The organism is Cellulophaga sp. RHA_52, from assembly GCF_007827205.1.
Classification (GTDB): domain Bacteria; phylum Bacteroidota; class Bacteroidia; order Flavobacteriales; family Flavobacteriaceae; genus Cellulophaga; species Cellulophaga lytica.
In genome coordinates, this window is the sequence record NZ_VIRZ01000001.1 from 766,269 (window position 1) to 792,215 (window position 25,947).

26 protein-coding genes are annotated in these 25,947 nt (G+C 33.0%); 2 read left to right on the plus strand and 24 right to left on the minus strand.

What is annotated here, in order from left to right; all coding sequences use genetic code 11:
• Positions 1–54: 54 nt before the first annotated feature.
• From atpA to JM80_RS03505, 16 genes are all read right to left on the minus strand, one after another.
• Positions 55–1,635, minus strand: a complete 1,581-nt coding sequence (atpA, locus tag JM80_RS03430) for a F0F1 ATP synthase subunit alpha (protein WP_034644161.1) — start codon at positions 1,633–1,635, stop codon at positions 55–57.
• Positions 1,636–1,680: 45 nt separating this feature from the next.
• Entirely contained in the window at positions 1,681–2,220 is a 540-nt protein-coding gene (atpH, locus tag JM80_RS03435; protein WP_013620963.1) for an ATP synthase F1 subunit delta, read from the minus strand.
• 9 nt (positions 2,221–2,229) lie between these two features.
• Positions 2,230–2,730 carry a F0F1 ATP synthase subunit B gene (locus JM80_RS03440; RefSeq protein ID WP_013620962.1) on the minus strand — a complete coding sequence of 167 codons (501 nt, stop codon included), beginning with the start codon at positions 2,728–2,730 and terminating at the stop codon, positions 2,230–2,232.
• 94 nt (positions 2,731–2,824) lie between these two features.
• Positions 2,825–3,016 carry an ATP synthase F0 subunit C gene (gene atpE / locus JM80_RS03445; RefSeq protein WP_013620961.1) on the minus strand — a complete coding sequence of 64 codons (192 nt, stop codon included), beginning with the start codon at positions 3,014–3,016 and terminating at the stop codon, positions 2,825–2,827.
• 48 nt (positions 3,017–3,064) lie between these two features.
• On the minus strand, positions 3,065–4,180 hold the full coding sequence (gene atpB / locus JM80_RS03450; RefSeq protein ID WP_075694840.1) for a F0F1 ATP synthase subunit A: 1,116 nt from the start codon (positions 4,178–4,180) through the stop codon (positions 3,065–3,067).
• A 119-nt stretch (positions 4,181–4,299) separates the two neighbouring features.
• Positions 4,300–4,692, minus strand: a complete 393-nt coding sequence (locus JM80_RS03455; protein ID WP_013620959.1) for a DUF6168 family protein — start codon at positions 4,690–4,692, stop codon at positions 4,300–4,302.
• Positions 4,692–4,928 carry an AtpZ/AtpI family protein gene (locus JM80_RS03460; protein ID WP_246864786.1) on the minus strand — a complete coding sequence of 79 codons (237 nt, stop codon included), beginning with the start codon at positions 4,926–4,928 and terminating at the stop codon, positions 4,692–4,694. Before JM80_RS03460 ends, JM80_RS03455 begins: the two co-directional genes overlap by 1 nt.
• Complete coding sequence (locus JM80_RS03465) at positions 4,906–5,325, minus strand: polymer-forming cytoskeletal protein (protein WP_013620957.1); 420 nt, start codon at positions 5,323–5,325, stop codon at positions 4,906–4,908. The genes JM80_RS03460 and JM80_RS03465 overlap by 23 nt, the downstream gene beginning before the upstream one ends.
• A 7-nt stretch (positions 5,326–5,332) precedes the next feature.
• Positions 5,333–7,882: a hypothetical protein gene (locus JM80_RS03470; RefSeq protein WP_144709225.1), complete on the minus strand. Its 2,550-nt coding sequence runs from the start codon at positions 7,880–7,882 to the stop codon at positions 5,333–5,335.
• A gap of 189 nt (positions 7,883–8,071) precedes the next feature.
• Positions 8,072–8,812, minus strand: a complete 741-nt coding sequence (locus JM80_RS03475) for an ABC transporter ATP-binding protein (protein ID WP_013620955.1) — start codon at positions 8,810–8,812, stop codon at positions 8,072–8,074.
• A 44-nt stretch (positions 8,813–8,856) separates the two neighbouring features.
• Positions 8,857–10,329: a DUF5687 family protein gene (locus JM80_RS03480; protein WP_144709226.1), complete on the minus strand. Its 1,473-nt coding sequence runs from the start codon at positions 10,327–10,329 to the stop codon at positions 8,857–8,859.
• Between the two features lie 61 nt (positions 10,330–10,390).
• A complete protein-coding gene (locus JM80_RS03485) occupies positions 10,391–11,089 on the minus strand; it encodes a hypothetical protein (RefSeq protein WP_144709227.1) in 699 nt (232 codons plus the stop codon).
• Entirely contained in the window at positions 11,086–11,817 is a 732-nt protein-coding gene (locus JM80_RS03490; protein ID WP_144709228.1) for a hypothetical protein, read from the minus strand. The genes JM80_RS03485 and JM80_RS03490 overlap by 4 nt, the downstream gene beginning before the upstream one ends.
• A gap of 2 nt (positions 11,818–11,819) precedes the next feature.
• Positions 11,820–12,452 (minus strand): hypothetical protein, encoded by a 633-nt coding sequence (locus JM80_RS03495; protein WP_144709229.1) that lies wholly within the window; start codon positions 12,450–12,452, stop codon positions 11,820–11,822.
• Positions 12,449–13,096: a hypothetical protein gene (locus JM80_RS03500; RefSeq protein ID WP_144709230.1), complete on the minus strand. Its 648-nt coding sequence runs from the start codon at positions 13,094–13,096 to the stop codon at positions 12,449–12,451. The genes JM80_RS03495 and JM80_RS03500 overlap by 4 nt, the downstream gene beginning before the upstream one ends.
• 4 nt (positions 13,097–13,100) lie before the next feature.
• Positions 13,101–13,439 carry a PadR family transcriptional regulator gene (locus JM80_RS03505; RefSeq protein WP_013620949.1) on the minus strand — a complete coding sequence of 113 codons (339 nt, stop codon included), beginning with the start codon at positions 13,437–13,439 and terminating at the stop codon, positions 13,101–13,103.
• 188 nt (positions 13,440–13,627) lie between these two features.
• On the opposite strand from JM80_RS03505, the gene JM80_RS03510 reads away from it, so the two are divergent.
• The gene (locus JM80_RS03510; protein WP_013620948.1) at positions 13,628–14,677 is read left to right on the plus strand and encodes a ferredoxin--NADP reductase; all 1,050 of its coding nucleotides are present in this window, start codon (positions 13,628–13,630) and stop codon (positions 14,675–14,677) included.
• A gap of 50 nt (positions 14,678–14,727) precedes the next feature.
• Here JM80_RS03510 and JM80_RS03515 read toward each other — a convergent pair whose 3' ends face one another.
• The 6 genes from JM80_RS03515 to JM80_RS03540 form a co-directional block, all read right to left on the minus strand.
• The gene (locus JM80_RS03515) at positions 14,728–15,510 is read right to left on the minus strand and encodes a patatin-like phospholipase family protein (RefSeq protein ID WP_034644185.1); all 783 of its coding nucleotides are present in this window, start codon (positions 15,508–15,510) and stop codon (positions 14,728–14,730) included.
• Between the two features lie 232 nt (positions 15,511–15,742).
• Entirely contained in the window at positions 15,743–16,729 is a 987-nt protein-coding gene (locus tag JM80_RS03520) for a phosphotransferase (RefSeq protein WP_089119153.1), read from the minus strand.
• Between the two features lie 4 nt (positions 16,730–16,733).
• Entirely contained in the window at positions 16,734–17,801 is a 1,068-nt protein-coding gene (locus JM80_RS03525) for a nucleoside hydrolase (RefSeq protein WP_255436613.1), read from the minus strand.
• A 10-nt stretch (positions 17,802–17,811) separates the two neighbouring features.
• Positions 17,812–19,260: a SusD/RagB family nutrient-binding outer membrane lipoprotein gene (locus tag JM80_RS03530; RefSeq protein WP_144709231.1), complete on the minus strand. Its 1,449-nt coding sequence runs from the start codon at positions 19,258–19,260 to the stop codon at positions 17,812–17,814.
• Positions 19,261–19,272: 12 nt separating this feature from the next.
• Positions 19,273–22,491 carry a SusC/RagA family TonB-linked outer membrane protein gene (locus JM80_RS03535; protein WP_144709232.1) on the minus strand — a complete coding sequence of 1,073 codons (3,219 nt, stop codon included), beginning with the start codon at positions 22,489–22,491 and terminating at the stop codon, positions 19,273–19,275.
• 98 nt (positions 22,492–22,589) lie between these two features.
• Entirely contained in the window at positions 22,590–23,288 is a 699-nt protein-coding gene (locus JM80_RS03540; RefSeq protein ID WP_144709233.1) for a DUF2064 domain-containing protein, read from the minus strand.
• A 322-nt stretch (positions 23,289–23,610) separates the two neighbouring features.
• Here JM80_RS03540 and JM80_RS03545 point away from each other — a divergent pair, with 322 nt between their 5' ends.
• Positions 23,611–24,219, plus strand: a complete 609-nt coding sequence (locus JM80_RS03545) for a TetR/AcrR family transcriptional regulator (protein ID WP_144709234.1) — start codon at positions 23,611–23,613, stop codon at positions 24,217–24,219.
• 73 nt (positions 24,220–24,292) lie between these two features.
• Here the strand turns inward: JM80_RS03545 and JM80_RS03550 are convergent, their stop codons facing one another.
• Positions 24,293–25,288 (minus strand): glycosyltransferase family 9 protein, encoded by a 996-nt coding sequence (locus tag JM80_RS03550; RefSeq protein ID WP_144711147.1) that lies wholly within the window; start codon positions 25,286–25,288, stop codon positions 24,293–24,295.
• 37 nt (positions 25,289–25,325) lie between these two features.
• Positions 25,326–25,925 (minus strand): DUF4254 domain-containing protein, encoded by a 600-nt coding sequence (locus JM80_RS03555; protein WP_144709235.1) that lies wholly within the window; start codon positions 25,923–25,925, stop codon positions 25,326–25,328.
• Positions 25,926–25,947: the final 22 nt, after the last annotated feature.

Below are 25,947 nucleotides of genomic sequence, written 5' to 3' on the forward strand. Positions count from 1 at the left end.
TCTAATTAAAATTCCCTTTTTTTATTGTCTCTTGACAAGAAATTAAGAAGGGGATTATGCTTTATATTTTGCCGAAAGGTCTTTACATACAGCTACTAAAGTATCTGTAACCTCGTCAGTTAATTTACCTGCTTTTAAGGTATCTAAAACGTCTCTGTGTTTAGCATTTAAAAACTCTACATATTCCGCTTCAAATTCTTTAACCTTTTCTACTGGTACGTCTTTTAATAAGTTTTTAGAACCTGCATAAATAACAGCTACTTGATCTTCTACAGTGTAAGGATCGTTTTGAGCTTGCTTTAAGATCTCAACGTTACGCTTACCTTTTTCAATAACGTTTAATGTAGATGCATCTAAATCTGAACCAAACTTAGCAAACGCTTCTAACTCACGATACTGAGCCTGATCTAGCTTTAAAGTACCAGATACTTTTTTCATAGATTTAATTTGTGCAGAACCACCAACACGAGATACAGAGATACCTACGTTAATTGCCGGACGTACACCAGAGTTAAATAAATCTCCATCTAAGAAAATTTGTCCGTCTGTAATAGAAATTACGTTTGTTGGGATATATGCAGAAACGTCACCAGCCTGAGTTTCAATAATTGGTAATGCAGTTAAAGAACCACCACCTTTTACCATTGGCTTTAAAGACTCTGGTAAATCATTCATATCCTTAGCAATGCTATCATCATTAATAACTCTTGCAGAACGCTCTAACAATCTAGAGTGTAGGTAGAATACATCACCAGGGTACGCCTCACGTCCTGGAGGACGACGTAATAATAAAGACACCTCACGGTAAGCAACTGCTTGTTTAGATAAATCATCAAAAACAATTAAAGCTGGTCTACCAGTATCTCTAAAGTACTCACCAATAGAAGCACCTGTAAAAGGAGCATAAACTTGCATTGCAGCAGGATCTGATGCATTTGCAGCTACTATTGTTGTGTAAGCTAAAGCACCTTTTTCTTCTAATGTTTTAGCAATTAAAGCTACTGTAGAAGCCTTTTGACCTACAGCAACATATATACAATATACAGGATTACCTGCATCGTAAAATTCTTTTTGATTTAATATAGCATCAATACAAACAGTAGTTTTACCAGTTTGTCTATCTCCAATTACCAACTCACGCTGACCTCTACCAACTGGAATCATAGCATCAATTGCTTTAATACCTGTTTGTAATGGCTCTGTAACTGGCTCACGATATACAACACCTGGAGCTTTACGCTCTAATGGCATTTCATAAGTTTCTCCAGCAATTGGTCCTTTACCATCTATTGGGTTACCTAAAGTATCTACAACACGACCAACAATACCTTCACCTACTTTTACAGATGCAATACGGTTTGTACGTTTTACAGTAGAGCCTTCTTTAACTCCTTTAGAACCACCTAATAATACAATACCAACGTTATCTTCTTCTAAGTTAAGTACTATACCTTCTAAACCACCTTCAAATTCTACTAACTCTCCGTATTGAGCGTTAGCTAATCCGTAAGCGCGTACAATACCATCACCTACTTGTAATACTGACCCTACTTCATCTAAAGATGCGCTAGCGTCAAATCCTGATAACTGTTGCTTTAAAATTGCTGATACTTCAGCGGCTTTTACTCCTGCCATGTTGTTTTAATTAATATTTACAAAGTCCGTAGTGTAAACCAAAGACTATAGACTGTTTGAAAATTCTCTTTTTAAACTATTTAATTTATTAGCTACACTTGCATTGTATTGCAAATCGCCAATTCTTAATACAAAACCACCAATAATGCTTTCATCTATAACATTTGTTATTGACACTTTTTTACCGGTTAATTTTGTTAACTGTTCTAAAACTTTTGCTTCTAAATCTTTAGTTAAGGCAACTGCAGTTGTTACTACCGCTGTTTCTTCTCCTTTAAGCTTTTCGTTTAAAACAATATAGTGCTGAGCAACATCTTTTAAAAGTGATACTCTTTTATTATCTACAAGCAAAGAAATAAGTCCTTCTGAAATACTATGACTTCCTGTAAAAACAGCTAGCAAAGCATTCTTTTTTACATCTCCTTTAATTATTGGACTAGCCAACACATCTTGAAGTTCCTTGCTGTCAGAAATTGTTTGTACAACAGAATGCATATCTTTTTCAACTGCATCTGTAGCCTTACTTTCAACCGCTTGGTTTAAAATGGCTTTTGCGTATCTAATAGCTGCTCTAGACTCGTTCATTTTCTCTTATTAGTTTAGCTTAATATCGCCTACCATATCTTCAACCAATTTAAGTTGCTTGTCATTGTTAGACAATTGCTCCTTAATAACTTTCTCTGCTATTTGCACAGATAAGTTAGCTACTTGGTTTTTAATATCTGCTACTGCTGCGTTCTTTTCACTTTCTATAGTAGCTTGTGCCTGTGCAATTATTTTATCGCCTTCTATAATAGACTGCTCTTTTGCATCTGCAACAATTTTTTCTTTTATTTCGCGAGCTTCTTTTAACATAGCATCACGTTCTGCACGTGCTTCTTGCAATAACCTTTCGTTATCTGCTTGCAAATTTTGCATTTCTTTACGTGCATTTTCTGCCTCTTCTAAAGCGCTTTTAATACCGTCTTCTCTTTCATTTAAAGCGTTCATTATTGGTTTCCATGCAAACTTAACCATTAAGAAGATAAGTACTAATAAAATTATTAGTAACATGAAAAACAACCCAGGCGAAAAATCGTTTAATAACTGATCCATTATAAAATATAAATTATATTCTTTTTGTTTTTTGTTTAATTACAAACACATCCTGTAACCAACCGTTACAGGAATGCGATTGTTGTTTTTGTCCTTAAGCTTTTCCTAAGATCAAAGCACCGAAAGCTAAACCTTCTAATAATGCTCCGATAATAATCATTGCTGTTTGGATTTTTCCAGCTGCCTCAGGTTGACGAGCAATACCTTCCATTGCTTTACCACCGATTTGACCTAAACCGATACCACCTCCGATAACGATTAATCCTGCTCCAATTAAATTGTACATAGTAATTGATTTATATTAAATTAAACAAACTCTTATTTCAAACTAAAATTAATGGTGATCATGCTCTTCTACAGCCATACCAATAAACAATGAAGACAACATTGTAAAAATAAAGGCCTGTAAAAACGCTACTAAAATTTCTATTAAAGAAATGAATAACGTTAAAAAGAATGATACACCTAAACTACCACCAACACCTAAAGCTTCTCTTGCTGTAAATGTTACAGCTACTAAGCCCATAACTACGGCGTGACCAGCAGTAATGTTAGCAAATAAACGAATTAATAAAGAAAATGGCTTTGTTAACATACCCAACACCTCTATTGGAATTAAAGCTATTTTCATTAAAACTGGAACACCAGGCATCCAGAAAATATGTTTCCAGTAATCTTTATTACCGTTAAATTGTACAATAAAAAATGTAAATAAAGCCAAACAAACTGTTACCGCTATTTGTCCTGTAACATTAAAACCTATTGGAGTTAAACCTAACAAGTTTAATATCCAGATAAAAAAGAATACCGTTAATAAAAAGCCCATAAACTTACGGTAGTGCTTTTCACCAATATTTGGTCTTGCAATTTCATCTCTTACATATAATACTAGTGGCTCTAAAACACGACCAAAACCTGTTGGAATTGGGCTCTTTTTATACCCTCTAGCTAATGAGCTAAAGCCCCAAAGCATTAATAAACCTGCCAACAAAATACCCACAACTGTTTTGGTAATTGAAAAATCCCAAACTTTATGTGCATTTGTAGCATGGTGCTCCTCGTCAAAAGAAACTGCTGTAGCACCTTCTTCTAACTCATATATTTTACTGTGAATTTTGGTTAACTTAACACCATCCTTATCAACAATAACATGACCGTCATCATTATGGTGAAATTCTGAAGACATAAACGTCTTAAGACCCTCACTTGTCCAAACAATAACTGGCAACGGAAAACCAAAGTGCTCACGCTCCCCTTCATCATTTGTATAAGAATACAAAGTGAAGTCGTGTGAATCTGCTAAGTGATGGCTAATGTAAGCCTGAATCTCTTCGCTACTATTTACTTGTGAATCATTTTCTTGTGGCTCATTGTTGTCGTTCGCAAAAGAACCCAAACTAAACACAAGTGCCGTGACTAAAATAATTTTACTAAAAAATGTATTTCGCATATTGCTCAAAAAATATCGGTCTCTAAAAATCGGTGCAAATGTACGCTTTTCTGTCAAAAAGAAAAAAACCTTTTTTTGATTATTTTAACACCAACCAAAAACCGCATCATTTTAAAACGTTAATCTAAGTTTTTGAGCACTTTAGCAATAAAAAACGTCTCTATCAGCAAACATATACTGTACGGGACAAAAAATGAAGCAAATTCTGTTAAGTTAATATTGTCATCTGCATTAAAAGATGGGTAAAAAAGCATAAAAAAGAAAAGAAATTTTATAGCACTACCTACTATAAAAAATATACCTAATTGTGTTTTAAACTGATTTCTTAACAGGTAAATAATTGTGAATATAGCAGTTACCAGCACAAAATTAATAACATAAGAAAGCACAATTTTATTATCAAATAAAGGTTTTTGCATATCATCTAGCACCAACAGATGAACACCAAAAGCTACCGCTAAAGAAATAAGAATTGTGATAAAAAAATAGATAAGCAACTTATGGTTTGCCATTAGAATTTAATTTTTTTTAATTGTGTAACTACCGCAAAAATAGAAATTGCTACACCAGAAAGTGTAGCAATTATAGTAAAAATTTCGTTTTTGATGTTATAATAGCCATCCAACCACACACCTCCTTTGTGAGCTAAGTATATTATAGCTCCCATTTGAAAAGCAATACCAGATAGCATTGCGGCATTTTTTAAGTGGTTTGGCTTATTGTTATTAGGAAGCTTTGGAAGTTCCACCAGCTGAAGCTTGTTTAGCGCCAGATAAGGCTCCATTTTTACCTCCCATAACACATGATGCATTAAAAGTAGCACCTGGCTCTACAGCAAGCTTAGAAACAGAAACTGTACCTTCTATTACTGCTGAAGATTTTAATGATAACAAATCAGATACTAATAACTCACCGTTAAAACCGCCTTCTATGTCTGCATTTACACACTCTACCTTTCCGTGAATGTAGCCATCTTTGCCAATAACTACCTTACCAGATGTTTTTACGTTACCATCTAACTTACCGTCAATTCTAAAATCGGCTTCTGAAACTATATCACCTTTAATTTTGGTGTTTTTTCCAATTCTGTTAGGCTGGCCGCCCATATCTACAACATCTCTAGGTTTATTCTTGTCTGAAAACATACTCTTATTACGGTTTTGGGATTAATAGTGTTTTTTTATACTCGTTTAATTTTTTGTGTACTTGCACAACTTTGTAGTTGTTGGATAAAATTACAAAATTCTGATGACCAACCTTGTAATCTTTATTATTTTTTAATAATTCTGCATATCCTAAAGCAAATTCTTCTGATGCAAACCCGTGTACCACCACAAATTGCTGCTCTAAATTGTATATATCTTTAGATACTTTATTTTTATATTTTAAATCTTCCACAGATTTATTTAGTAGTTTATACAACTCATTTGCCGCTGTATCATTGTTTCTACTAAAAGGGAAAACCACTTTCCAAGTACCTTTTGCATTAGTTGACTGATCTACAAAATCTGATTTCTCTAATTGTGGAATCTGATATTTAATCATTTCCTGAGCTCTTTTACCCTCTGGGTTGTTTGGGTAATTTAACGCTACATAATTTAAGGCTTCTTTAAAAGCTTCAAAACCTTCTATTCTTCCGGTTGCCATTGCCTTTAACATCTCAAACTTTGGCGCAATTTCGTCTCCTGTATATCTGTTAATATTTTCTTCTGCACCAGTAATAACCTCTAAATATTGCTGATTTTGAAACATTTTATACAACTTTGTATATCTGGCGTTTGGCGTATCTGCACCACCTTCTAAAATTGCCTGAGGGTTTAACAACACCTCTGCGTACCTAGAACCTTGGTGGTTTGCAATAATATCTTGTTTCATTGCTGCTGCTAAATTACTACCAGACTCTTCATATATTTTATATAAATTATACTTAGATGGTAATACTAAACGCTCCTCTGGGTTAGACTTTAAAACCGATTCTAATTTGCCGGCTGCCAAAAGGTTTTCTTTAAATTTTTCTTTATAAATTAACCCTAATTGATAATTGGCAAAATTGCGCTCTTTTTTTAAACTATCTATTACAGCAATATTTGTTGGCAACTTATCCATATAATAACTTACCTTATACTCTTGCCCCTCTTCGGTAATAGTATTAGTTGCTGCACCAGCAATACCACTATCTGTATCATTTGTTTGTAACACTACATTTTTATTAGACCAACGCCAGTTGTCCTCTAACTTACGAGTTCCCCAAGCAGTTTTAAAATCGGTTTTACCGTAACCTAGACTTGTAATGTTATAAAAATAGAATTTACCTTTATTTTGCTTTCCTGCTTTGGTATTAGCAAAAGCTGCTATACCTGCGTTTTGACGCTCTTTTTCTTTTTTGGCTGCAGCTTCTTCTTTTGCTTTCTTTTGTTCAATAAATTTTTCAAAATAAGCCACTTGCTTTTCTTTTGGTAAATTGTAAAGCGTTACAACGCTATCTGTATATTGTACAATATCTTCATACTTTACAACATCTTCTAAATTGTCTAATTTCTTTTTTATTAAACGGTGTTTTTTACTTGTTTCTACCAAATTTGTAAGTGTACTATCAAAATAGGCACCTGCTTGCTTGTACTTGTTTTTATCAAAATAATACTCACCTAAATTCTCATAATTAAGTGCGTTTAATTTATTATCGTTTGTGGTAGCACGTAAAGACTTATCAAAATAAACTAAGGCCAAACTATCTTGTTCTTGATTTAAAAAAAACTGTGCTTTTTGTCTGTATATTTTATCTAAAAACGGCCTGTTTTCTCTATTTTCTTCTAAGTCTGTTAAATACTCAAACATTTCTTCTTTGTTGTCTGCAGTAACAGTTGTGTTCATTATTTTTTGCAAGTGTGCATTAATAAAATAAACACGAGGAGATTTTCTGTTTAAATCTATAATTTTATCAAAGGCATAATTGGCACTATCTTTTTTGTTAAGCTGATTGTACAACTGCCCAATTATAAAATAATACCTTCCTTTTTCTTCTTGTTTTTTTGTGTAGACTGATGCTCTTTTTAATTGCTGAATTGCAGTATCTGGAGCATTTAAATTAATATATGCTTGTGCCATTACCGCTCTTGCATCTGCGTATTCCTGGTCCGACAAATCGTCGTACTTAAAAAGTTTTTTTAAGTTTTTAATGGCAAGTTCTTCATTTTCTAAACGCACATTGGTTTTTTCTCTCCAAATACGCGCCTCGTTAAACTTATCACTCTGTATGTAATTTTTAAGCACATAGTTAAAAGCCTCTTGAGCAGGAATAAAACGCTGATCAAAATAACGCGCTTTTCCTAAAAGTAAAAAAGCCTCGTCTGTTTGCGGGTTACGCTCCCTATCTTTAATAACCATACTGTGTTTTTGTATGGCTTTAGTTGCTTTTTCCTCTGCAATAATAAAGTTTGGGTTGTTATTTTCTGAATCTAATTTTACTTCATCTGTAACTTCTAAACGCTCTATTGGTAATAAATCCCAATAATTATCTTTGTAGTTGGCATTTAATTCTTCTCTGCCTTTTTCAAAAGCAATATTACCGTTGTAGAGTACATTAAATTTAGTATTTAATGCGTGCCACTCTCTGTTAACAAAGGCGTTCTTTTTAGTAGAACAGGCATTAAAGACTAATGCTGCTAGTGCTACTGTTCCTATAATTTTAGTTTGAAGCTTCAAAATTGTATCTATTCTTACCTAAACAAAACAGAAAAACCGCGGTATTATTATGTTTAGGGTGCATAAATTTACTATTTATTTTTATTTATTTGGTTTGATAAGCTAGTGAACCAAAAAGACCCATCAATTTTTATACAAATTTATGGGTCTTTTATTTTTATGAAGCCGCCTTTTAATTACGGCAACTATTTATTCTTCGTCTTCAAAAACAGCAACTGCAGCATCTGGCGCCTCTGCTCCAGAAAAGAAAGCCTCTAATTCTTTTAATGTAGCTGCAGATGTTTTAATATCTTTTATAAGCTCACCTTTATCTAACACAACTATACGCTCACAAACTTCTGTAACGTGACTTAGATCATGACTAGAAACCAGCACCGTTGTATTTTGGTTTGCAGCTAAATTTTTAATTATACCTTTTAGTCTTATTTGTGTTGTTGGGTCTAAATTTGCAAAAGGTTCATCTAAAATTACCAACTCTGGACTACCAATAAAAGAGGCTACAATACCTGCTTTTTTCTGGTTTCCTTTAGATAAATCTCTTAAATATTTTTTTTGATTTAGTATTTCTCCATGGAAAAAGTCTTCAAAACTGTTTACTAGTTTATCTACATCTGCTTTATTTTGTCCACGTAACTCACCAATAAAATAAAAATATTCTTCTGGTGTTAGGTAGCCAATTAAAAAAGATTCATCTATAAATGCAGAAGTAAAAGGTTTCCAATCTTCACTAGTATTTACTTGTACATTGTTATTTATTATTTGCCCTGTAGAAGGCTGAATAAGGTCTAACAACAAACTAAAAAATGTTGTTTTACCTGCTCCGTTATTACCTACAAGACCAAAACATTGTCCTTTAGGAATTTCTAAATTTTCTATATTTAAAACCGTAGCTGTGCCGTATGTTTTTGTTAGGTTCTGTGCTTTTATCATGGTTTTTTATTTTTTATGGTTATACTCTTAACAGAGCTACTTATTTATGCTTTTTGTTTGTATGCGTGTATAGTTTTGTACTTCTCTTTTTTGTAGATTTTCTCAATCTTATCAAAAACTATATTCCTAAATGCCATTCCTAAAACACCTGCTGCTGCAACAAGTATGTAACCTGTTGTTGCATTTACAAAGTAATATCCGGCAGCAAAAATTACCATTGGCAATATTAATTTAGGAAGCGACAATAACATTGTTTTCATATTAAAAGCCTGCTTGTCTCCAAATGCTTTTTTATTAGACGTTAAGTCTATTGGCATTTTTATAAAAGCACCGCCTAAGAGCACTAAGTGCGAGTTTACACCTATATTGTAAATAGCACCTACCAATACCGCTAAGTATGCATTAACACCAAAAAACAAGTAAAATGATGCCAATACAGCACTAATTACTGTAGCAATTACTATTAAATACCATTTAGAGGTTATGTAGTCTCTGTACTTTATATTCTGACTCATCATTAACTGATAGTACGCACTATCCCAACTTGGCACAAACTGTCCAAATGTGAATAAAAATCCGCCTGAAACAAATATTCCACCGAATATTTGCCAAACTGGTCCGTCATAAACTTCTACTGCACCAGAACCAAATAATAGTCCGTAAAACAAGAACAAAAAGCTCATTAAACCAGCTGTTTTAGGTCGTTTATTTCTTTTTATTAACTTAATATCATTCTTTAAAAATGTTCCCGTATTTCCAAATCTGTTTAAGAAAGATAAATCTTCAGTTTTAGCAACGGTTTGTTTGCCTTTTAAGCCGGCATCTAAATACATATTCTTTTTAAAATAGCTAAATGCTGCAAAGTATAAACCTATTAAGGCTAACCAAGACAAAATAGCCATCCAAGGCGCATTATATAGCCCGTTAAAAAATGTTGCTGTGTAATTTGTAATATCAAAAACACCAAAGTATTGACAAGCTCCTAGAGCAATAAAAACAGCTATTACAGGGTAAAAAACACTGTCTTTATTATTAACTAAAATATTAATAAAGTTACTACAATAAATAAGTGCAAAAATACCAAAGTGCCAAGCTACAACGCCAAGCGGATTATAGCCCTCTTTTAGCAGAACTATAGAAAATGGCAAAAAGAAAAATGCATAACCCCAATTAAAAAAAGAAGCAACTGTTTTTCCTAAAGAGTAATTTACAACTTGTGCTTTTTTTAAGGGTAAATACAATAAAGGCTTAATGTTGGTAACAGGCATTTTCTGTATCATATACCTTATTAGTAAATCTAATACAAAAAGGTATATTATGTATTTATTTACTACCTCTAAAGGATCACCTATTTCTGCTTTTTCAATAAGATAATAAGAGCCAACGCCCATAAATAGAAATGCAACTATAAAATAAAGTGCAAAAAAGCCCATAAATATTTTAAGTGCCAAGTTGGTTTTAAAAGAGGCTGACCTAAAAAAGGACTTCAATTGAAGGCTTAAAAAGTGTTTTAACATAATTTATGGTTGATTAATTATATTTTGTTAGTGGCAACAAATGCTAATTTGTTACACTATTTTAAATTAAATTGTATTCAGGGTACGTTTCTTCTAACAATTCTTGTGCTTTGCTAGGCATTACATAAGCCGTAATGTAAAAAGTTAAACATAGTAATGTAGCAGCAATGGCAATAAGTGCTAACCAATAACTATGCAACTCACTAAAGTTAAAGCGCATAGCATTTACAATATTAAAAACATTGGTAAATGTTAACACAGAAAAACCATTTCTGGTATCCCCAATCATAGCTTCTAACATAAACACCTTTTGTTTTTTCTGCTTTTGTGTTTTCTCTTTTTTTCTTCTTTTAAATTGATGGTAAAGATCTACCGCTATCAAAATTAATATTGACCCCATTAATACATATGATGCTTGCTTTAAATGAAGCACTAGAAAAAACATTATAAAAATTGCAATAGTGGTTAACAGCTTTGGCAACTGAAACCACTCTTTAACAAACCTAAAAAGTATTTTTCTGTAACGTTTGTTCATAGCTTTTTGGCGTTTTTCTACAACATCCATAAAACCAAAAACACCAAACTTTTTAAATTCAACTTGCAAAGCATCGTCAAAAGATAACTTTGGGTTTTGTTGCCATTGCTCTTCTATACCATTACTTAAATGGTCTACCAGTTCTGTTTGCAAATCATAATGTTCCACATAATGCTTACGGGTAAAGGTATAAAGCTCATCTATCTGTTCTTTACTTAGTTTCATGCTAATTTTTTATGAATTGAATTATATTTTTTAAGTTGATTAACAAACAATTGAATAGCTGTGTAGAAAAAAGGAAATAACAATGCAAAAACTATAAATATATAAGTAAATGACAATTGCTCACCTTCATCTAAAAAAATTTTGGGTGCTAATAAAAACAGATTGACAAAACTTATACCAGAAATACTAGATAATAAAGCAGTATTAATAGTTAATGACTTCAGCGTATTTTTTATATTAAATAATGCAATTAAACACGGAGTTAATGACATAATCATTAATAACAACAACATAGTTTTATGCATAGTCTTTAATGTAAAAAACTCTTTGGTATATAAAAATGTAATAAGCACACAAGCGTATAGCATTAGTGACTTGACTCTTGTAAAAAACAGCTTTAACGCTTTTCGTTGAAGTTTCGCAAAGCCCTTAGCTAACCCTTGTTTTTTTTCTTCAATTAACTTATTATACCCAGACGAATCTGCGTACAAACTAGGAAAAGTATCCCAACCGGTATTTTCCTTGTTAAGCCTTTTTATAGTTAAGTCATTACCAAATTTAATGTGAACTGCTTGCATTGCATTGGTAAAACTAGATCCTACTTTCATTAGAGCTTCTACCTCATTACTAATATGGTCTATAAGCTCCATACGAACATCCCAATATTTCACCTTATTTTTAATAAGATAATCATCTATAAATTCTATTTGTTCTTTACTCAATTTCATTTTTAAACAATAGTATAATGGTTGGTATATTTTTTATAAAGCTCTAGAATCACCGCAATAAAAGTAGTAGATAGCCCCAGCAATAAAACAAAAACTAAGGTAAAATAGTAATCGTTTGTAATTACAGAATTTTCATTAAAAAAAGGATTTTGAAAAGCGTTATATAACTGAAAACTTAAAGTGAGTATAAGTCCAGCCCTCTCTATGCCAGAGAAACGTTGCTTGCGCTTTTTAAGCGCTACAATGTAATATATTAGTATAGCAATTATTAAAAAACCAAATGGTACAAATTTTATAAACTTCTTATCTCCTAAAGGAAAAAACTGTATTAAAAGGAAAAAGCTGGACACCATAACACCTATATTTAGTGGTGCTATAAACTTTTTAAAAAGCGATTTAAGTACTATTTTATCTGTTGTTTTTTTAAACTGTTTATTGTATTGTTGTAAGTCTTTTTTATGCACAACCATATACGCCTTAAAAGCGTCATAAAACGTAAGGTTCTTGCTATCCATTTCTTCTGATACGGCTGTAGCAACATGGTCTACCATTTCTGTTCTGACATCTGTAAACATAATATCAGAATTTTTAAGATAGGTATCTATAAATTTTATGTTTTCTTTGGTTAGACTCATGCTAAAACATCATTTAAAAATTTATATTCTTTTTTAATTTTCTTTTGCTTGCTTGTTACCTCAACTAAAGCCGCAATATTAAGCAGCAAAGCAAATCCGGTATATCCTATAAACAATTGTGGATACTCTAAAAAAAATTCTTTAAATGGAGTAAACATATAAAGTAGTAAATGAGGCAAACTGAAAATATTAAAAAGGTAATTAGCACTTAATAATTTTATTTTAAGTCTATACTTATAGTGATTGTAAAAAAAGAAAATAAACTGAAAAACAATAACACTAAAAAAAGGAAACAGTACAGCCTTTTCAAACAATTCTAAACTAAGAATTGTATACAATTGAGAATATAAAAAAGCTAAAACAAATGTTATTAAATAGAAATAAGGTGATTTTATAAAAACCAAAACTCGCTTCCAAAGATCTTTTTGATATCCCCAATGCATAGTTTTTGCTTTTGCTTCACTTACTTGTTTGCACCAAGTAATTCTTTTACGTAAAAAACTATCTAAATCTGGACAGTTATCAAGAGACTCATACTCAGATACCAAATGGTCTATTAGCTCAAGCCTTACATCTGCAAACTTTATATCTTTCTTTTTTAGATAAGTATTTATATTTAATATGTCTTCTTTGGTTAATTTCATACCGCTATTCTATACTCCATTTAGGGTTTACTAAATTTTGCATACTACGTATAAACTCTTCTAGCTCTGCTAATCTGTTTATTGTTTCTTTTTCTCCGGCTTCTGTTAATTTATAATATTTACGCAAGCGGTTATCTACTTTTGCAACCTCAACATCTAATAGTCCTTCTGCTTCTAGTTTATGTAAAGCAGGGTATAAAGCACCTTCCGTAATTTTAAGTTCTCCTTTGGTTAACTCTTTTACTTTTTGCGTAATCTCATACCCATACATCTTGCCTTTTTCTTCAAGCAACTTTAAAATAATAGTATTTAAACTACCCTTGTATAATTTAGAATTTCCCATTTTTTCTATTCTCTTATTTTGCTCTTAAAACAAACATCACCCATTTATATAGTAATATTTAGTACTAAAATTACTATTACGAATATATACATAATTTTCTTATGCATAAGAATTCTATGTATTAAATTTTAGTGAACTAGGTTTTTTATCAAAAGGGCAATGTGTATTTTTGTAGAAAATATTTTTTTATGAATCATTTTCATCCGTTAACGGTACAACATATAAAGGCTTTAACACCTAGTTCTGTAGCAATTACTTTTGCTATTCCTAAAGACTTAATTCAGACTTTTAAGTTTATATCTGGTCAATACATCACTATTAAAAAAGAAATTAAAGGTAAAGAATTGCGTAGAGCGTATTCTATTAGTTCTTCTCCTAAAAAAGATTGTATTACCATTGGTGTTAAAAAAGTAGATAATGGCGGTTTCTCTGACTTTGCACATTCTAAACTTAAAGAAGGTGATGTTTTAGATGTTATGGCTCCAGAAGGTAGATTTGTTTTTAAACCTACAGATGCCGTTAAAAATGTTGCTGCTTTTGCGGCTGGTAGTGGTATTACACCTATTATTAGCATTGCAAGATCTGTTTTAGACAGCAACCCAGAAAACAAATTTGTTTTAGCATACGGTAACAAATCTTTTGAAGAAACAATGTTTCATACAGATTTAGCCAAGCTTCAGCTAGAATACAACAATAGGTTTTTTGTATACTTTATTTATAGCCAAGAACAAGATGAAAACTCTATTTTTGGAAGGATAGAAAGATCTACAGTAAACTACATTACCAAAAACAAGCACAAAGATATTGCCTTTGACGATTTTTATCTTTGCGGTCCAGAGGCTATGATTAATACGGTTTCTGACACTTTAAAAGAGAATGAAGTTAGTGAAGACAAAATACATTTTGAACTTTTTACAACTACAGAAATTAAAGATGAAATGCCTGTAAAAGAGGGCGGAAAAACAGCTGTTACAGTTACTGTAGATGATGAAGATTTTACGTTTGAGATGGATAAAAGTACTATTGTATTAGATGCTGTTTTAAAAGAAAATATAGATGCACCATACTCTTGCCAAGGTGGTGTTTGCAGTAGTTGTATTGCTCGTGTAACAGAAGGCAAAGCAGAAATGGTTAAAAATCAGATTTTAACTGATGGCGAAATTGAAGACGGATTAATTTTAACGTGCCAAGCGCACGCAACAACACCTACATTAAAAGTAGATTTTGATGATGTTTAAAAACAGCGTCTAAAAAAATACCAAGTCGTTCTTTATAGAACGACTTTTTTTTATTCCTTTAATTGTGCCTCTAAAGCTCTACAGGCTGCATCATAACCAATAGCAAATGCTTTTTCTATGCCTTTACGGTCTAGCAAACCTATTTTATCTACTTCTTTAGACTCTAATAACATATTACAAGCACTAAGTTTTTTCTTTGCAGAGGCATAAATCATTAAACCGGTTACTCTACCCGTAAGTTGCAAGGAATTTTTTAGATCTTTTTTATCTAACCTTGCTACAATAGATACATTGCTCCCAACAATATAATCGCACGTATTTAGCAATGGTTCTAACGGAAAATTATTCATTATACCACCATCTGCATATAAATTACCATTAATTTCTATGGGCGAAAAAACAGGAGGTAAAGCAGCAGAAGCTAACATTGGTCTAATTAACTCTCCATCAGAAAAAAACTCTTCATTACCATCTTGAAGGTTTGTAGCTACAATATGTAATTCTTTTTTTAAGGCCGAAAAAGCATTCTCTGGAAAATACTTTGCAAACAAAGCCACATACTTTTCTGTATCTAAAAAACCAGCCTTAGCAATAGTTAAGTAGTGGTAATTAAAAAGAGGGGTTTCTTTAAAAAACTTAAGCATATCGTCTATAGAATTGCCATTGGCATACAACGCACCAACTAAAGCCCCAACACTACTCCCAGACACCGCTTTGGCCTGTATACCAAACTCGTTCATTGCCTTTATTAACCCAATGTGTGCCATACCACGCACACCTCCTCCAGAAAGCACAAGACCAATAGATTTTGATGTAGTAATTTTAGCGTTCATTTTGCCTATTTTTCTTCAAATTTACTATAAAATGCTATTACAAAGTACTTCTTTTTTTAAACTGATTGGTTTGTTCCAGAATATTTACAGTCTTATTTCTTTTACATTAGTTCAATCAACCCAAAAAAACCAACAGTTATAGACATTTTTTCTTGTTTGATGATTTTATAAAAAAAATAAACCAACTAAATAGTTGGTTTATGTAATTTTGAGCAAGAAAAATAAAACAGCCTTAATTCACTATTAATTCTCGTGCCTCGTTTAATAAGCTTACTCTTTTTTCTAAACTAATTTCTAATGGCAATTGCGCTAAACCAATAATTCTACGTATCAATTCAATTCCCATAAACTTGTAACATAGACTGGTGTCTAATTCTGCCAAAGATTTGTATCTATCTATAGCTTTTTCAATAATATTAGCAGATTGATTTGCCATTTTTAAATGCGCTAGCATAACACCAATTTCAAACTCAGCCTTACCAAAAAAACAAAACTCAGGATCTATAATTTTTAAGCCACCAACGGTTGCCAACCAACTACCCGGAAAATAATCGCCATGTAATAGAATATCACCATCCTCTAAATACAAATCTCCTAGTTTTTTTACCTCAGCTATTAGTACATTATCTGCCTTTAAACGGTTCGCTTCCTTTTGTAAACCAGGTAATATATCATCTAAATTAATGCCGTTATCAACCGCATAAGGGTAATTAAAAATATGCTCATGATTAAGCGCTCTCATTTTAGTATTTGAAATTCTACTGTCTTGCGTATCTGTAGTTATGCTAGTATGCAATGTAGCTGCAAAATCTACCACAGAAAAAAGATCTTCCTCTAAAATTTTTTTTCCTAATTGGTATAAATATGTAAAATCGGACCCATTACCTAGGTCGTTCATCACCATTACATTGTTTTCTTTATCTAAACCAACCAAAGTTGGCATCATAGCTTTTAAACTAGGCACAGTTTCAGTAACCTCATAAAACTTAGCTTCTGTGAGCACACGTTCTGCTGGTGCTGCTACTTGCGGGTATTTCTCTACGTACTCACGACTCTGTTTTACAATAAACGATCTGGTTTCTGTTGTAATACGGAGTGTAAAGTTCATATTACCTTCACCTGGCTTTTCTACTGTAGCAATAGACTCATTATCACCTAACCAGCCTTTACTTTTTAAATAAGTGGTTAAGTCTTCTATGTTGTTATTTAATTTAATCACGACACTATTTTTTAAATGTTTCCATTAATTTTTGATGATATCCCGGTACTACATCATAACAATAAGTTACTGGTGCTCCGTTCTCTTCTGTACACAATAAATAAGATTTATAAACCTCATTATTGTTATCTTTTACAGTATCGTCTAAATTAATCTCTAAACGCGCTTGTAAAGGCTCTGATATTATGTCTTGCGGAGCAATAATGTAATGACTCGCCATAACATCAAACGGATTAAAACCGTCTGCTCCTTGATTTTTCCACTGTTCTATCCAAGGTTGTGATGCTGTTGCCAACCATTTCATACCTGGAGTAGTATTTTTTAGTGCCTCTAGATCTTCTTGTTTTATCCAAACCTTACTAGATATTTCATACGGACAAAAAACCAAGGATACTTTGTGCTCTAATAATACACGAAAAGCCGTATTATCTAAATCAAAATTTAAATCTTTAGCCAAAACACCTTTGTTCCCTATTTTAAAATAGTCTTTAGAAGTTCTGCGGCCAGCAACTAAAACAACCTCAACAATTTGAGACTGCAACTCTGGGTACTTTAATAACAATAAACCAACATTAGTTGCGGGTCCTATTGCTAAAATGGTAAGTGGTTGCTTTTTTAATGCAGCAGCCATTGCCTCTACAGCATCATTAGTTACCACACTATCTAAATTAATTGGGGTAACAGCCCCTTTATAAACCTCAATTTTTTGCGCTGCAAATTCCTTACTTATATAGTTACCAATAGCAAAAGCATTGTCAACACTATTATTACCAAAAACAGTACTAAGTCCGTTAATTTTAACATTATCGGCTTGTAACAATTGTAAAACTGCATAGCCATCATCTACATCAGAATAGCCAGGTTTTCCTATGTTTTTTTTGCCAACAGCTAAGTCTGCATCTATCCAAACTTGTTTTACTCCGTTTACAATTCCGTTTGGCTTTGCTTTTTCAGCAGCTTCTTTTTTTGGTTCTTGTTTTACTTCTGTTATAATATCTTTAACTTGCTCCTTACAAGCCAAAAATACTACAAACACTAATAAAATACCAATTAGTTTAATTTTTTGTTTCATATTCATCATTCTATTTTTCCCACCAGCCTTTGCTGTTTATATTATCTCCTCCAATACGGTCTACAGCTTCTTTATAGTTTGCACTATTAGTTGCCTGTTCTGACTCTGGATACAAATACCGAACGGGATATTTATTGTTATTAAAATTATCTGGACCAGGAACCAAATTAGGTATTCCAGTTCTACGCACATTAAACCAAGCCTCATGACCAACATTAATTAAACTTAACCACTTTTGAGTTAATATTTTTTCTAAATCATTTGCAGAGCCATCTAAAGAAATTGCTGGCCTAGTAAAATAATCATCAGGGATTGGTGTATTGTAATACTCAAAACTAGCTGTAACAGCATTTTGGTAATACGTATTTGCATCTCCTGTAATATAACCTCTGGTAACAGCTTCTGCCAATGCAAATTGTACTTCTGAATACTGCATATATTGCGCATCTATACCATCTGCTACATCTCTAAATATACTACCAAATAAAGATATGTTGTTTAAGTCTATACCATTAGCATTTATGGTGCTACTAGACTGTCCGTTTTGCAATCCGTTATATTCTGGTGTGGCAGAGTTTTTACTTGCTTCGGTTGGTTTGTAAAGCACTGCAACACGAGGGTCATCCCAAGCAGTTAAAACAGTTTCTACCGTTTTTGTCATTGTATGCTCTTGATACAAACCTAAAGCTGCGTTAAACATAGGAAACTGGTTAGGTGCCGATGCCAAGTAAGGTACTACAGCATTGTCTGCATTAGACTGCATTAACTTACCAGAATCTGCCAAACTTTGCAGCCCAGTAAAGTCTGTAGTTCTTTTACTAATACGTAACAAGTAACGCACTTGTAGCGAGTTTGCAAAACGCACCCACTTGTTTAAATCTCCCTGAAACATAATATCACCCTGAATTACGTTGTTTGTATTTTCTAGTGTAGTAACTGCTTTGCTAAGCACAGCTAATAGTCCAGTTTCTGGGTCTGTATAAATACTTTCTTGAGTATCATATTTAGGAGCAAAATTACCGTCTAAAGCTGCAACTGCTTCTGTATAAGGCACATCACTCCAAAGATCTGTTAACTGAGAAAACAGGTAACTCTGCATAATATCACCTACTGCTACGTAAGCATCGTTTGCCGCTGGCGAAGCTTTCATCGATTTAATATCTGATAATAATCTAAAAATAGCACTCCAGTACTCACTGTTAGACCCCATTTCATAACGGTCTATACGCTCAAACTCTATACTAGCAGCAAATTGCGCCAAATAATTGGCCTGCCTAAACCCTTGTTGATATGCGCTAAGGTCTGATGACACAGAAACCACATTAGTTAATAAAAACTGTGGATCTACACTTTCTGGCGCATTAGGGTTTGTGTTTTTTTCTTCAAAATCGTTAGTACAAGCAGTAAAAATAATGCTTGCCACGGTTGTTGCTACAAATAGCTGTATGTATTTTTTCATCTTTTTTACTTCTTAAAATTCGGTTTTTAAACTCACTCCAAAGCTTCTGGTAGATGGGTATGAAAAATCTTCTACACCATAAGTTATGCTTTGCTCCTGTAGTGCATTTAGCTCTGGGTCAAAATGCGGATTCTCTGTAAACAACAACAAATTGCTACCTACCAAACCTATTTTTATTTTATTAAAACCTATGGCATCTACAATTTTAGCAGGAAAATTATAGTACACACTTACCTGCCTTAGCTTTACATAAGAAGCACTGTAAAGCGCACTAGCCTCGTTACCACGATCAAAAAATGCATTATTATATGCCTGTGCAGCAACAACTGTTGTATTTGGCGTGTATTGCGGATTATCTGCTGTACCTGTATTTACAACACCAGCACCAATAATACCAGATTCTCTACCCTCTAATGTCTCTTTTAAAACTCCAGATGTACTACCCAAAGCCTTTGTTCTAGAAACAATTGTTCCGCCTTTACGCCAATCGAACAAAAAGGTAAAATCTAATCCTTTGTATGAAAACTTGTTGTTAAAACCCATTGTAAAATCTGGATTGTAATTGCCTAGTAAACGCAGGTTAGGATCTTGAACAGGAAACCCATTAGAGTCGTGCAAAATTTGCCCATCTACCTCAATAAAACCTGTACCATACATATCTCCAACACGACCATCTTTTTTTGCAATGTAAAAAACAGAATTAGATCCGCCACCGCCAGAAAATATATTTGCCGTACCAGTTACAAACTGGTCTACACCTTCTGGCAACTCCTTAACCTTACTCCTAAACGTAGAAAAGTTTACCGAACTCTGCCATTGAAAATCGGCATTTTTAATTACTGTACCACTAAGTAAAAACTCTAAACCCGTGGTTTGTACTTTACCACCATTTACGTTAAAACTACCAAAACCACTAGATTCGGATATTGGTCTAGATATAATTTGATCTACACTTGTATTTTGGTACGCTGCAGCATCTAATTGTAACCTACCATTAAAAAACCAGGCTTCTACACCTGCTTCAAACGCATTAAGACGTTCTGGTTTAAGATTTGCATTTTTTAGAACCGCCTCGTTAGTTACTCTAAAATTAGATCCGTAATTCTGATTAAATAAAAAGTTTTGCGTGTTTTGATACGGATTGGTATCATTACCAACACTTGCCGCACTAAATCTAAAATTTAAGTAAGATATTGGCTCTGGTAATTGAAAAAGGCTACTAGCCACAAAACTTAATCCGGCAGAATAATACCCAAATGAATTGTTATTTGTTGGCAAAGTACTACTCCAGTCGTTACGGTAGGTTAGATCTAAATACAACGCATCTTTATAAGACAAATTACCTGTACCATAAACACTGTTAATTCGTTTTTCAAAAAGTCTACTATCTCCTAAAAGCGGAGTTCTAGAATTTGCTAAAGTATAAATGCCTGGCAAAGCTAGTTGCGAAGCTTCAGCGTAGCTGTACTCTATTTCTTGGTCAAAACGGTTTGCACCTACAGAAACAGTGTATTTTAAATCGTCATTTATAGCATCTTTATAAGACAGCAAGACATCTGTATTTAGTTCTCTATAGCCAATATTATCTTCCCTAAAAGAACCTTGCGGATTTGCATTTGTACTAACCGCTCTTCTAAACTCGCGCTTATCTGCATACGTATCTATACCTGCACGCACCACAACATTTAATTTATCTGTAATATCATAAACAGCAGAAACGTTACCTAAAACTCTATTTTTATTAAAACTGTTGGTGTTTTCATTAACCGTTAAGTATGGGTTTGTAAGCCATAAGTAATTAATATCATAATGCTGTACACCATCTTGACCAGCTTGCCAGTAATTTTTTAAAGCAGCAACATCTGTCTGTCTGCCTGTCCAGTTAAAACCATACAACGGATTCTCATAACCGTAACCAAGGTTTGGCCTGTTACCACTACGTGTATTTATATAATTTACAAAAGCGTTTACATTTAATTGTTCTGTTAATTTTTGATGTAAACTAAGCGAAATACCATCACGATCTAAATCTGTGTTTGGCACAATGCCCTCGTTTCTTAAATTACTGTAAGACAATCTACTGCTACCGTTTTCACCTGATGAGTTAATGGCGATGTTGTTTTGCTTTGTAACACCAGTTTCAAAAAAATTACGCACATTATTAGGGTTAGACACCCAAGGAGTAGCAGTTATAGGTGTAAAACTACCATCTGCATTTGTACGCGCAATAACATCGCCAGCACGCACCGGGTTTCCGTTAATATCTACAGAAGGACTATTAAACTGATTTACCAATAAACCTTGATCTAATCTTGGTCCGTAGCTACTTAAGCCACCATCATTAATACCTGCGCCTTTCCCGTTCTGGAAAGAGTATTGACCGTTAGAACCACCACCGTACACATTTTGGTAATCTGGTAACGTTAATAATGTTTCTACCGTAAGCGAATTGCTTGTTGTAACACCAAACCCTTTTTTATTTTTACCACGTTTTGTAGTTATAACCACAACGCCATTTGCAGCTCTTGCCCCATAAAGTGCTGCAGAACCAGCTCCTTTTAATATAGAGATAGATGCAATATCATCTGGAGAAATTTCAGAACCACCGTTACCAAAATCTACTTCTTGCAAAGCACCGTTGTTTACTAAGTCGCTCGTAATTTGCTCATTACTAATTGGCACACCGTCTACCACAAATAATGGCTGATTGCTTTCGCTTAACGAATTTTCTCCACGTATAACAATTCTAGATGAAGAACCTACGCCAGAAGAACCATTTGTAATTTGTACACCGGCAACTTGGCCTGCTAAACTATTAACCACATTGGTTAATGTAACTTCTGTTAGTTTATCTGATGACACTCTGGTTACTGCAGAAACCAAAGATTGTTTTTCTCTTTCTATGCCCAAAGCGGTTACCACAATTTCATTTAATTGTTCGTCAGATGTCATTAAAGTAATACTCGCAGGAAAATTACCATTAGTAATAGTTACTTTTTTTGATGTGTACCCAATAGATGAAATCTCTATTATAAAATTTACGGTACTTGTTTGTAGTGTAAAGTCGCCATCTATGGTTGTGGTTGTGTAATTTTCTTTGCCTATTTCTTTTACCGTAGCAAAAGGTATAGGTTGGTTATCTTGGTCTACTATTTTAGACGAATATGTATTTGATTGCGCAAATACAGTAAAGGCAAACAGCTGCAGCACAGCTATTATAGCTATTTTCATAATTAAGTGTAATAAGGTTGATAAATTATTTTATAAGCAAGTACCACCAACTGTAGTTTAATTGGTCTGTTACTCATAAAAATGCCGATTTAAATAATTTATAACCTTGGAGGTCCTCTACGAGAAACCGAAGAAGTATAAAACAACGCAACTAAATTGTTACTTGTTTTTAAAGTGCTTTTAGATTTTATATTTGTATGAAAAAGAATAAAACTACCTAAAACCGAATTGGGGTTTTCATATGCATAACAAATTACTGAAGCAGTAGTATCTAAATCTTTAAGTGTTTCTAAAACCGTAAAAGGCACATTTTTGGCAATAGCCAAAGTATGTATTTTTTTAGATAATTTAGAAGTTAACCAAGGTAAGTTTTTAAAAGCATCTTCATTAAAAATACTTTTATGAACCCCAAACAAATATATACCACCATCTTTAGACGGGCCAAAAACTACCTTTTTAGTAGCCATTGCATCTACAGCTTGTTGTATATGATTAGCTGTTAAATTTGGTGTGTCATTACCAATAGAAATTACATTGGTATACCCTTGCGCATAAAGACTTTTATAGGCATTAGCATAACGCTCTGCAAAAGTGTTTCCTTTTTGCTGAGTTTCATCTAACCAAACAACGTCTACATTACTTTTATTTGCAACCTCTAATGTGTTCTTAATTAATATGTCAAAAAACTGTGTAGAAACCTTTTGCTTTTTAGCACCAAACAAAGGTTTCCTTTCTGCTTCTATTTTAGCGGAAAGGGAAAAAACTAATAAAACAGTTTTGTTCCTCTGTAATCTCATTGTGGTTGCTTGGTCGTTAAAAAACAGAAACCTTAATTTCTTTTATAAAAATAACACAGAATTTTCTAATTAAATATTTTTTGTAAGATAAATACTATAATTACAGCACAAAATCATCAAATTTTGAGATTTATTGCCACTTTTACACAATAATAAAACAAACTAGGTAGTTTATATAGTTGTGTAAACTATATTTTATTTAATTGAATTAAGTAGTTTATCGTTTCCCTTGCCATTTACAACCTATAAAATGTGTTTTGCTATAATTAAACACAATCTTGTAACAAACTAACCAGTCTTTTTACTAGAAAAAGAAGCTATAATGGAAAAGAACTTAAAACGTATGGCTACAATGCAAAGAATGCAGTCTGTTGGCCTAGAAATATTTTATAAAAACGGATATTATGACACTAGTGTGGATGATATTTTAAAAGAGTTGTCCTTATCAAAAGGTGCCTTTTATTATCATTTTAAATCTAAAGAGGAATTTTTTATTAGTATTCTACAGAATATTATTTTCCCTAAGGTGTATAGTGAGTTAATTGCTCCTTTTGAGGGACAAGAAAATCCTGCTGTAATACTAGATAAATGTTTTGATAACGCATTAGAAACTGCAGAACATAATGTATTAGACAATGGTTTTGTACTAAGTAAGTTTATGACGGAGTTTAGTGGCAAAAGCGAAACTATTGTAAAGCTCCTTAAAGAGATGTTTAAGGTATGGGAAGTAAATCTTATTACCAATTTACAAAAAGGCAAAACAGATGGCTTTATAGACCGCCACGTAGATAGTGAAGCTGTTGCTAGCTTTTTGATGTCTTCCTATATGGGTGTACGTGTTTTAATGATAAATGGTAATGCAAAATTACTTCGTTACAAATACATTCAGCAATTGCGCAGTTATTTTAAAACTATTGCTGTTAAGCGATAGAGATTAAATTATCGTTTTTTAAGATGTTTAAGTTTTTAAAATAGAAATTTAGAAACATTTATGCTATTTCGAATTACCCAACAACCTCTAAAACCTTTTTAACAACATCATCTGGCAGTATGGTTTCCATTGCTTTTTCATAACCCGGTGGAAATTTATTACCGTAAACAGATGTTGGTATAAGTGGGTAATTTTCTCTGTTTGCTAACAATGCATTTGTGCTTTGTTGCGCAAATGGGTAAAAACCAGCAAATGGGTGTGTAACTCCCCAAAGTGTTATGGTTGGGACGGCAAACATTGCGCTTAAGTGTGCGTTACCACTATCCATAGCTAACATAACATCTAAGTTTGAGATTAAAGAGAGTTCTTCTGTAAAGCTTAGCTTTTTAACCACAGAAACACAATTGCTATAGGTTTGTTCCCATTTACCTAAAACTTCTTTTTCTTTATCTCCTCCTCCAAAAAGGATAACTGTATAAGTATTGGTGGTATTTAAACTACTTATTACTTGTTGCATAAGCTCTAAAGGGTACGTTTTACCCTCAAAAGCTGCAAATGGCGCAATTCCTATCCATTTTTTTGGTTCTTTTGGCAGTAACGCAATGGCAGTATCAGATAATTTTTCTTTTGCCAAAGCACAAGAATCATCAAGCTTAATTGTATATCCTAATTTGCTAAAAACGGAAACGTAACGTTCCTGCGTAGTTTTCAGCTGCTTAAAAACTTTATTTTTATTTGCTGTTAACGCCTTTTTATCGGCTCTGCCTTTATCAATTTGTATAAAAGGAATACCAGATAATTTAAAAAACTGTTTTAGAATGTTAGATCGTAAAACGTTATGAATATCTGCCACAGCAGTAACATTCATTGCCTTTAACTCTTTAAATAATTTATAAAGTCCGTTTACACCTTTGTGCTTACCTTTTACGTCTGCCTGGTACACTTGTACGTTTGGCAACTGTGCAAACATTGGCGAAAAAAAGGCCCTAGTTAAGACTGTAATTTTTAAAGTAGGATTTTGTTGCAATAGTCCTTTTACAACAGGAACCGTCATTGCAACGTCTCCCATAGCAGATAAACGAATTATTAATATGTGTTCTTGATGCTTATTTTGCACGAAGCACAGGGTTTAGCTCGTCATCATTATACATTTTCATTTGCTTATACACTTTCATATACTTATTACCAGCTTCAATATCTGCAAGCAATTGGTCTATTGCAGTAGACAAATCTTTTTTCTGTTCTAATAAAACAGCAAGTTTATCGCTACATTTTTGTTTATGATCCTCAGATGCATCTGTTCTAGTTACTTCTTCTTGCATATGGTAAACTTTTAGCGCAAGGATAGATAATCTGTCTATAGCCCAAGCTGGACTTTCTGTATTTATAGTTGCATTGTCTTTTACTTGTACCGACTGGTATTTATTTAAAAAATAACTATCTATATACTCAACCAAATCTGTCCTATCTTGATTACTAGCATCTATTTTACGTTTTAAATCTAACGCATCTACAGGGTCTATGTTAGGATCTCTAATTATATCCTCATAATGCCACTGAACGGTATCTATCCAGTTTTTACGGTACAATAAATGTGCAATTTCATCCTTTGGATATGGATTATTAAAAGCTTGGTACACGTTATCTAGAACGTGGTATTTATCTATACTTTCGTTAAATATTTTAAAGGCAAAATCACTAAACATACTGGAAAATTTTAAGCAAATA

Excerpts from the sequence above, each read along its gene's own strand:
- atpA (WP_034644161.1), bottom strand. The coding sequence starts at position 1,635 with ATGGCAGGAGTAAAAGCCGCTGAAGTATCAGCAATTTTAAAGCAACAG.
- atpH (WP_013620963.1), bottom strand. The coding sequence starts at position 2,220 with ATGAACGAGTCTAGAGCAGCTATTAGATACGCAAAAGCCATTTTAAAC.
- JM80_RS03440 (WP_013620962.1), bottom strand. The coding sequence starts at position 2,730 with ATGGATCAGTTATTAAACGATTTTTCGCCTGGGTTGTTTTTCATGTTA.
- atpE (WP_013620961.1), bottom strand. The coding sequence starts at position 3,016 with ATGTACAATTTAATTGGAGCAGGATTAATCGTTATCGGAGGTGGTATC.
- atpB (WP_075694840.1), bottom strand. The coding sequence starts at position 4,180 with ATGCGAAATACATTTTTTAGTAAAATTATTTTAGTCACGGCACTTGTG.
- JM80_RS03455 (WP_013620959.1), bottom strand. The coding sequence starts at position 4,692 with ATGGCAAACCATAAGTTGCTTATCTATTTTTTTATCACAATTCTTATT.
- JM80_RS03465 (WP_013620957.1), bottom strand. The coding sequence starts at position 5,325 with ATGTTTTCAGACAAGAATAAACCTAGAGATGTTGTAGATATGGGCGGC.
- JM80_RS03475 (WP_013620955.1), bottom strand. The coding sequence starts at position 8,812 with ATGATAAAAGCACAGAACCTAACAAAAACATACGGCACAGCTACGGTT.
- JM80_RS03480 (WP_144709226.1), bottom strand. The coding sequence starts at position 10,329 with ATGTTAAAACACTTTTTAAGCCTTCAATTGAAGTCCTTTTTTAGGTCA.
- JM80_RS03485 (WP_144709227.1), bottom strand. The coding sequence starts at position 11,089 with ATGAAACTAAGTAAAGAACAGATAGATGAGCTTTATACCTTTACCCGT.
- JM80_RS03490 (WP_144709228.1), bottom strand. The coding sequence starts at position 11,817 with ATGAAATTGAGTAAAGAACAAATAGAATTTATAGATGATTATCTTATT.
- JM80_RS03495 (WP_144709229.1), bottom strand. The coding sequence starts at position 12,452 with ATGAGTCTAACCAAAGAAAACATAAAATTTATAGATACCTATCTTAAA.
- JM80_RS03500 (WP_144709230.1), bottom strand. The coding sequence starts at position 13,096 with ATGAAATTAACCAAAGAAGACATATTAAATATAAATACTTATCTAAAA.
- JM80_RS03505 (WP_013620949.1), bottom strand. The coding sequence starts at position 13,439 with ATGGGAAATTCTAAATTATACAAGGGTAGTTTAAATACTATTATTTTA.
- JM80_RS03510 (WP_013620948.1), top strand. The coding sequence starts at position 13,628 with ATGAATCATTTTCATCCGTTAACGGTACAACATATAAAGGCTTTAACA.
- JM80_RS03515 (WP_034644185.1), bottom strand. The coding sequence starts at position 15,510 with ATGAACGCTAAAATTACTACATCAAAATCTATTGGTCTTGTGCTTTCT.
- JM80_RS03525 (WP_255436613.1), bottom strand. The coding sequence starts at position 17,801 with ATGAAACAAAAAATTAAACTAATTGGTATTTTATTAGTGTTTGTAGTA.
- JM80_RS03530 (WP_144709231.1), bottom strand. The coding sequence starts at position 19,260 with ATGAAAAAATACATACAGCTATTTGTAGCAACAACCGTGGCAAGCATT.
- JM80_RS03535 (WP_144709232.1), bottom strand. The coding sequence starts at position 22,491 with ATGAAAATAGCTATAATAGCTGTGCTGCAGCTGTTTGCCTTTACTGTA.
- JM80_RS03540 (WP_144709233.1), bottom strand. The coding sequence starts at position 23,288 with ATGAGATTACAGAGGAACAAAACTGTTTTATTAGTTTTTTCCCTTTCC.
- JM80_RS03545 (WP_144709234.1), top strand. The coding sequence starts at position 23,611 with ATGGAAAAGAACTTAAAACGTATGGCTACAATGCAAAGAATGCAGTCT.
- JM80_RS03550 (WP_144711147.1), bottom strand. The coding sequence starts at position 25,288 with ATGGGAGACGTTGCAATGACGGTTCCTGTTGTAAAAGGACTATTGCAA.
- JM80_RS03555 (WP_144709235.1), bottom strand. The coding sequence starts at position 25,925 with ATGTTTAGTGATTTTGCCTTTAAAATATTTAACGAAAGTATAGATAAA.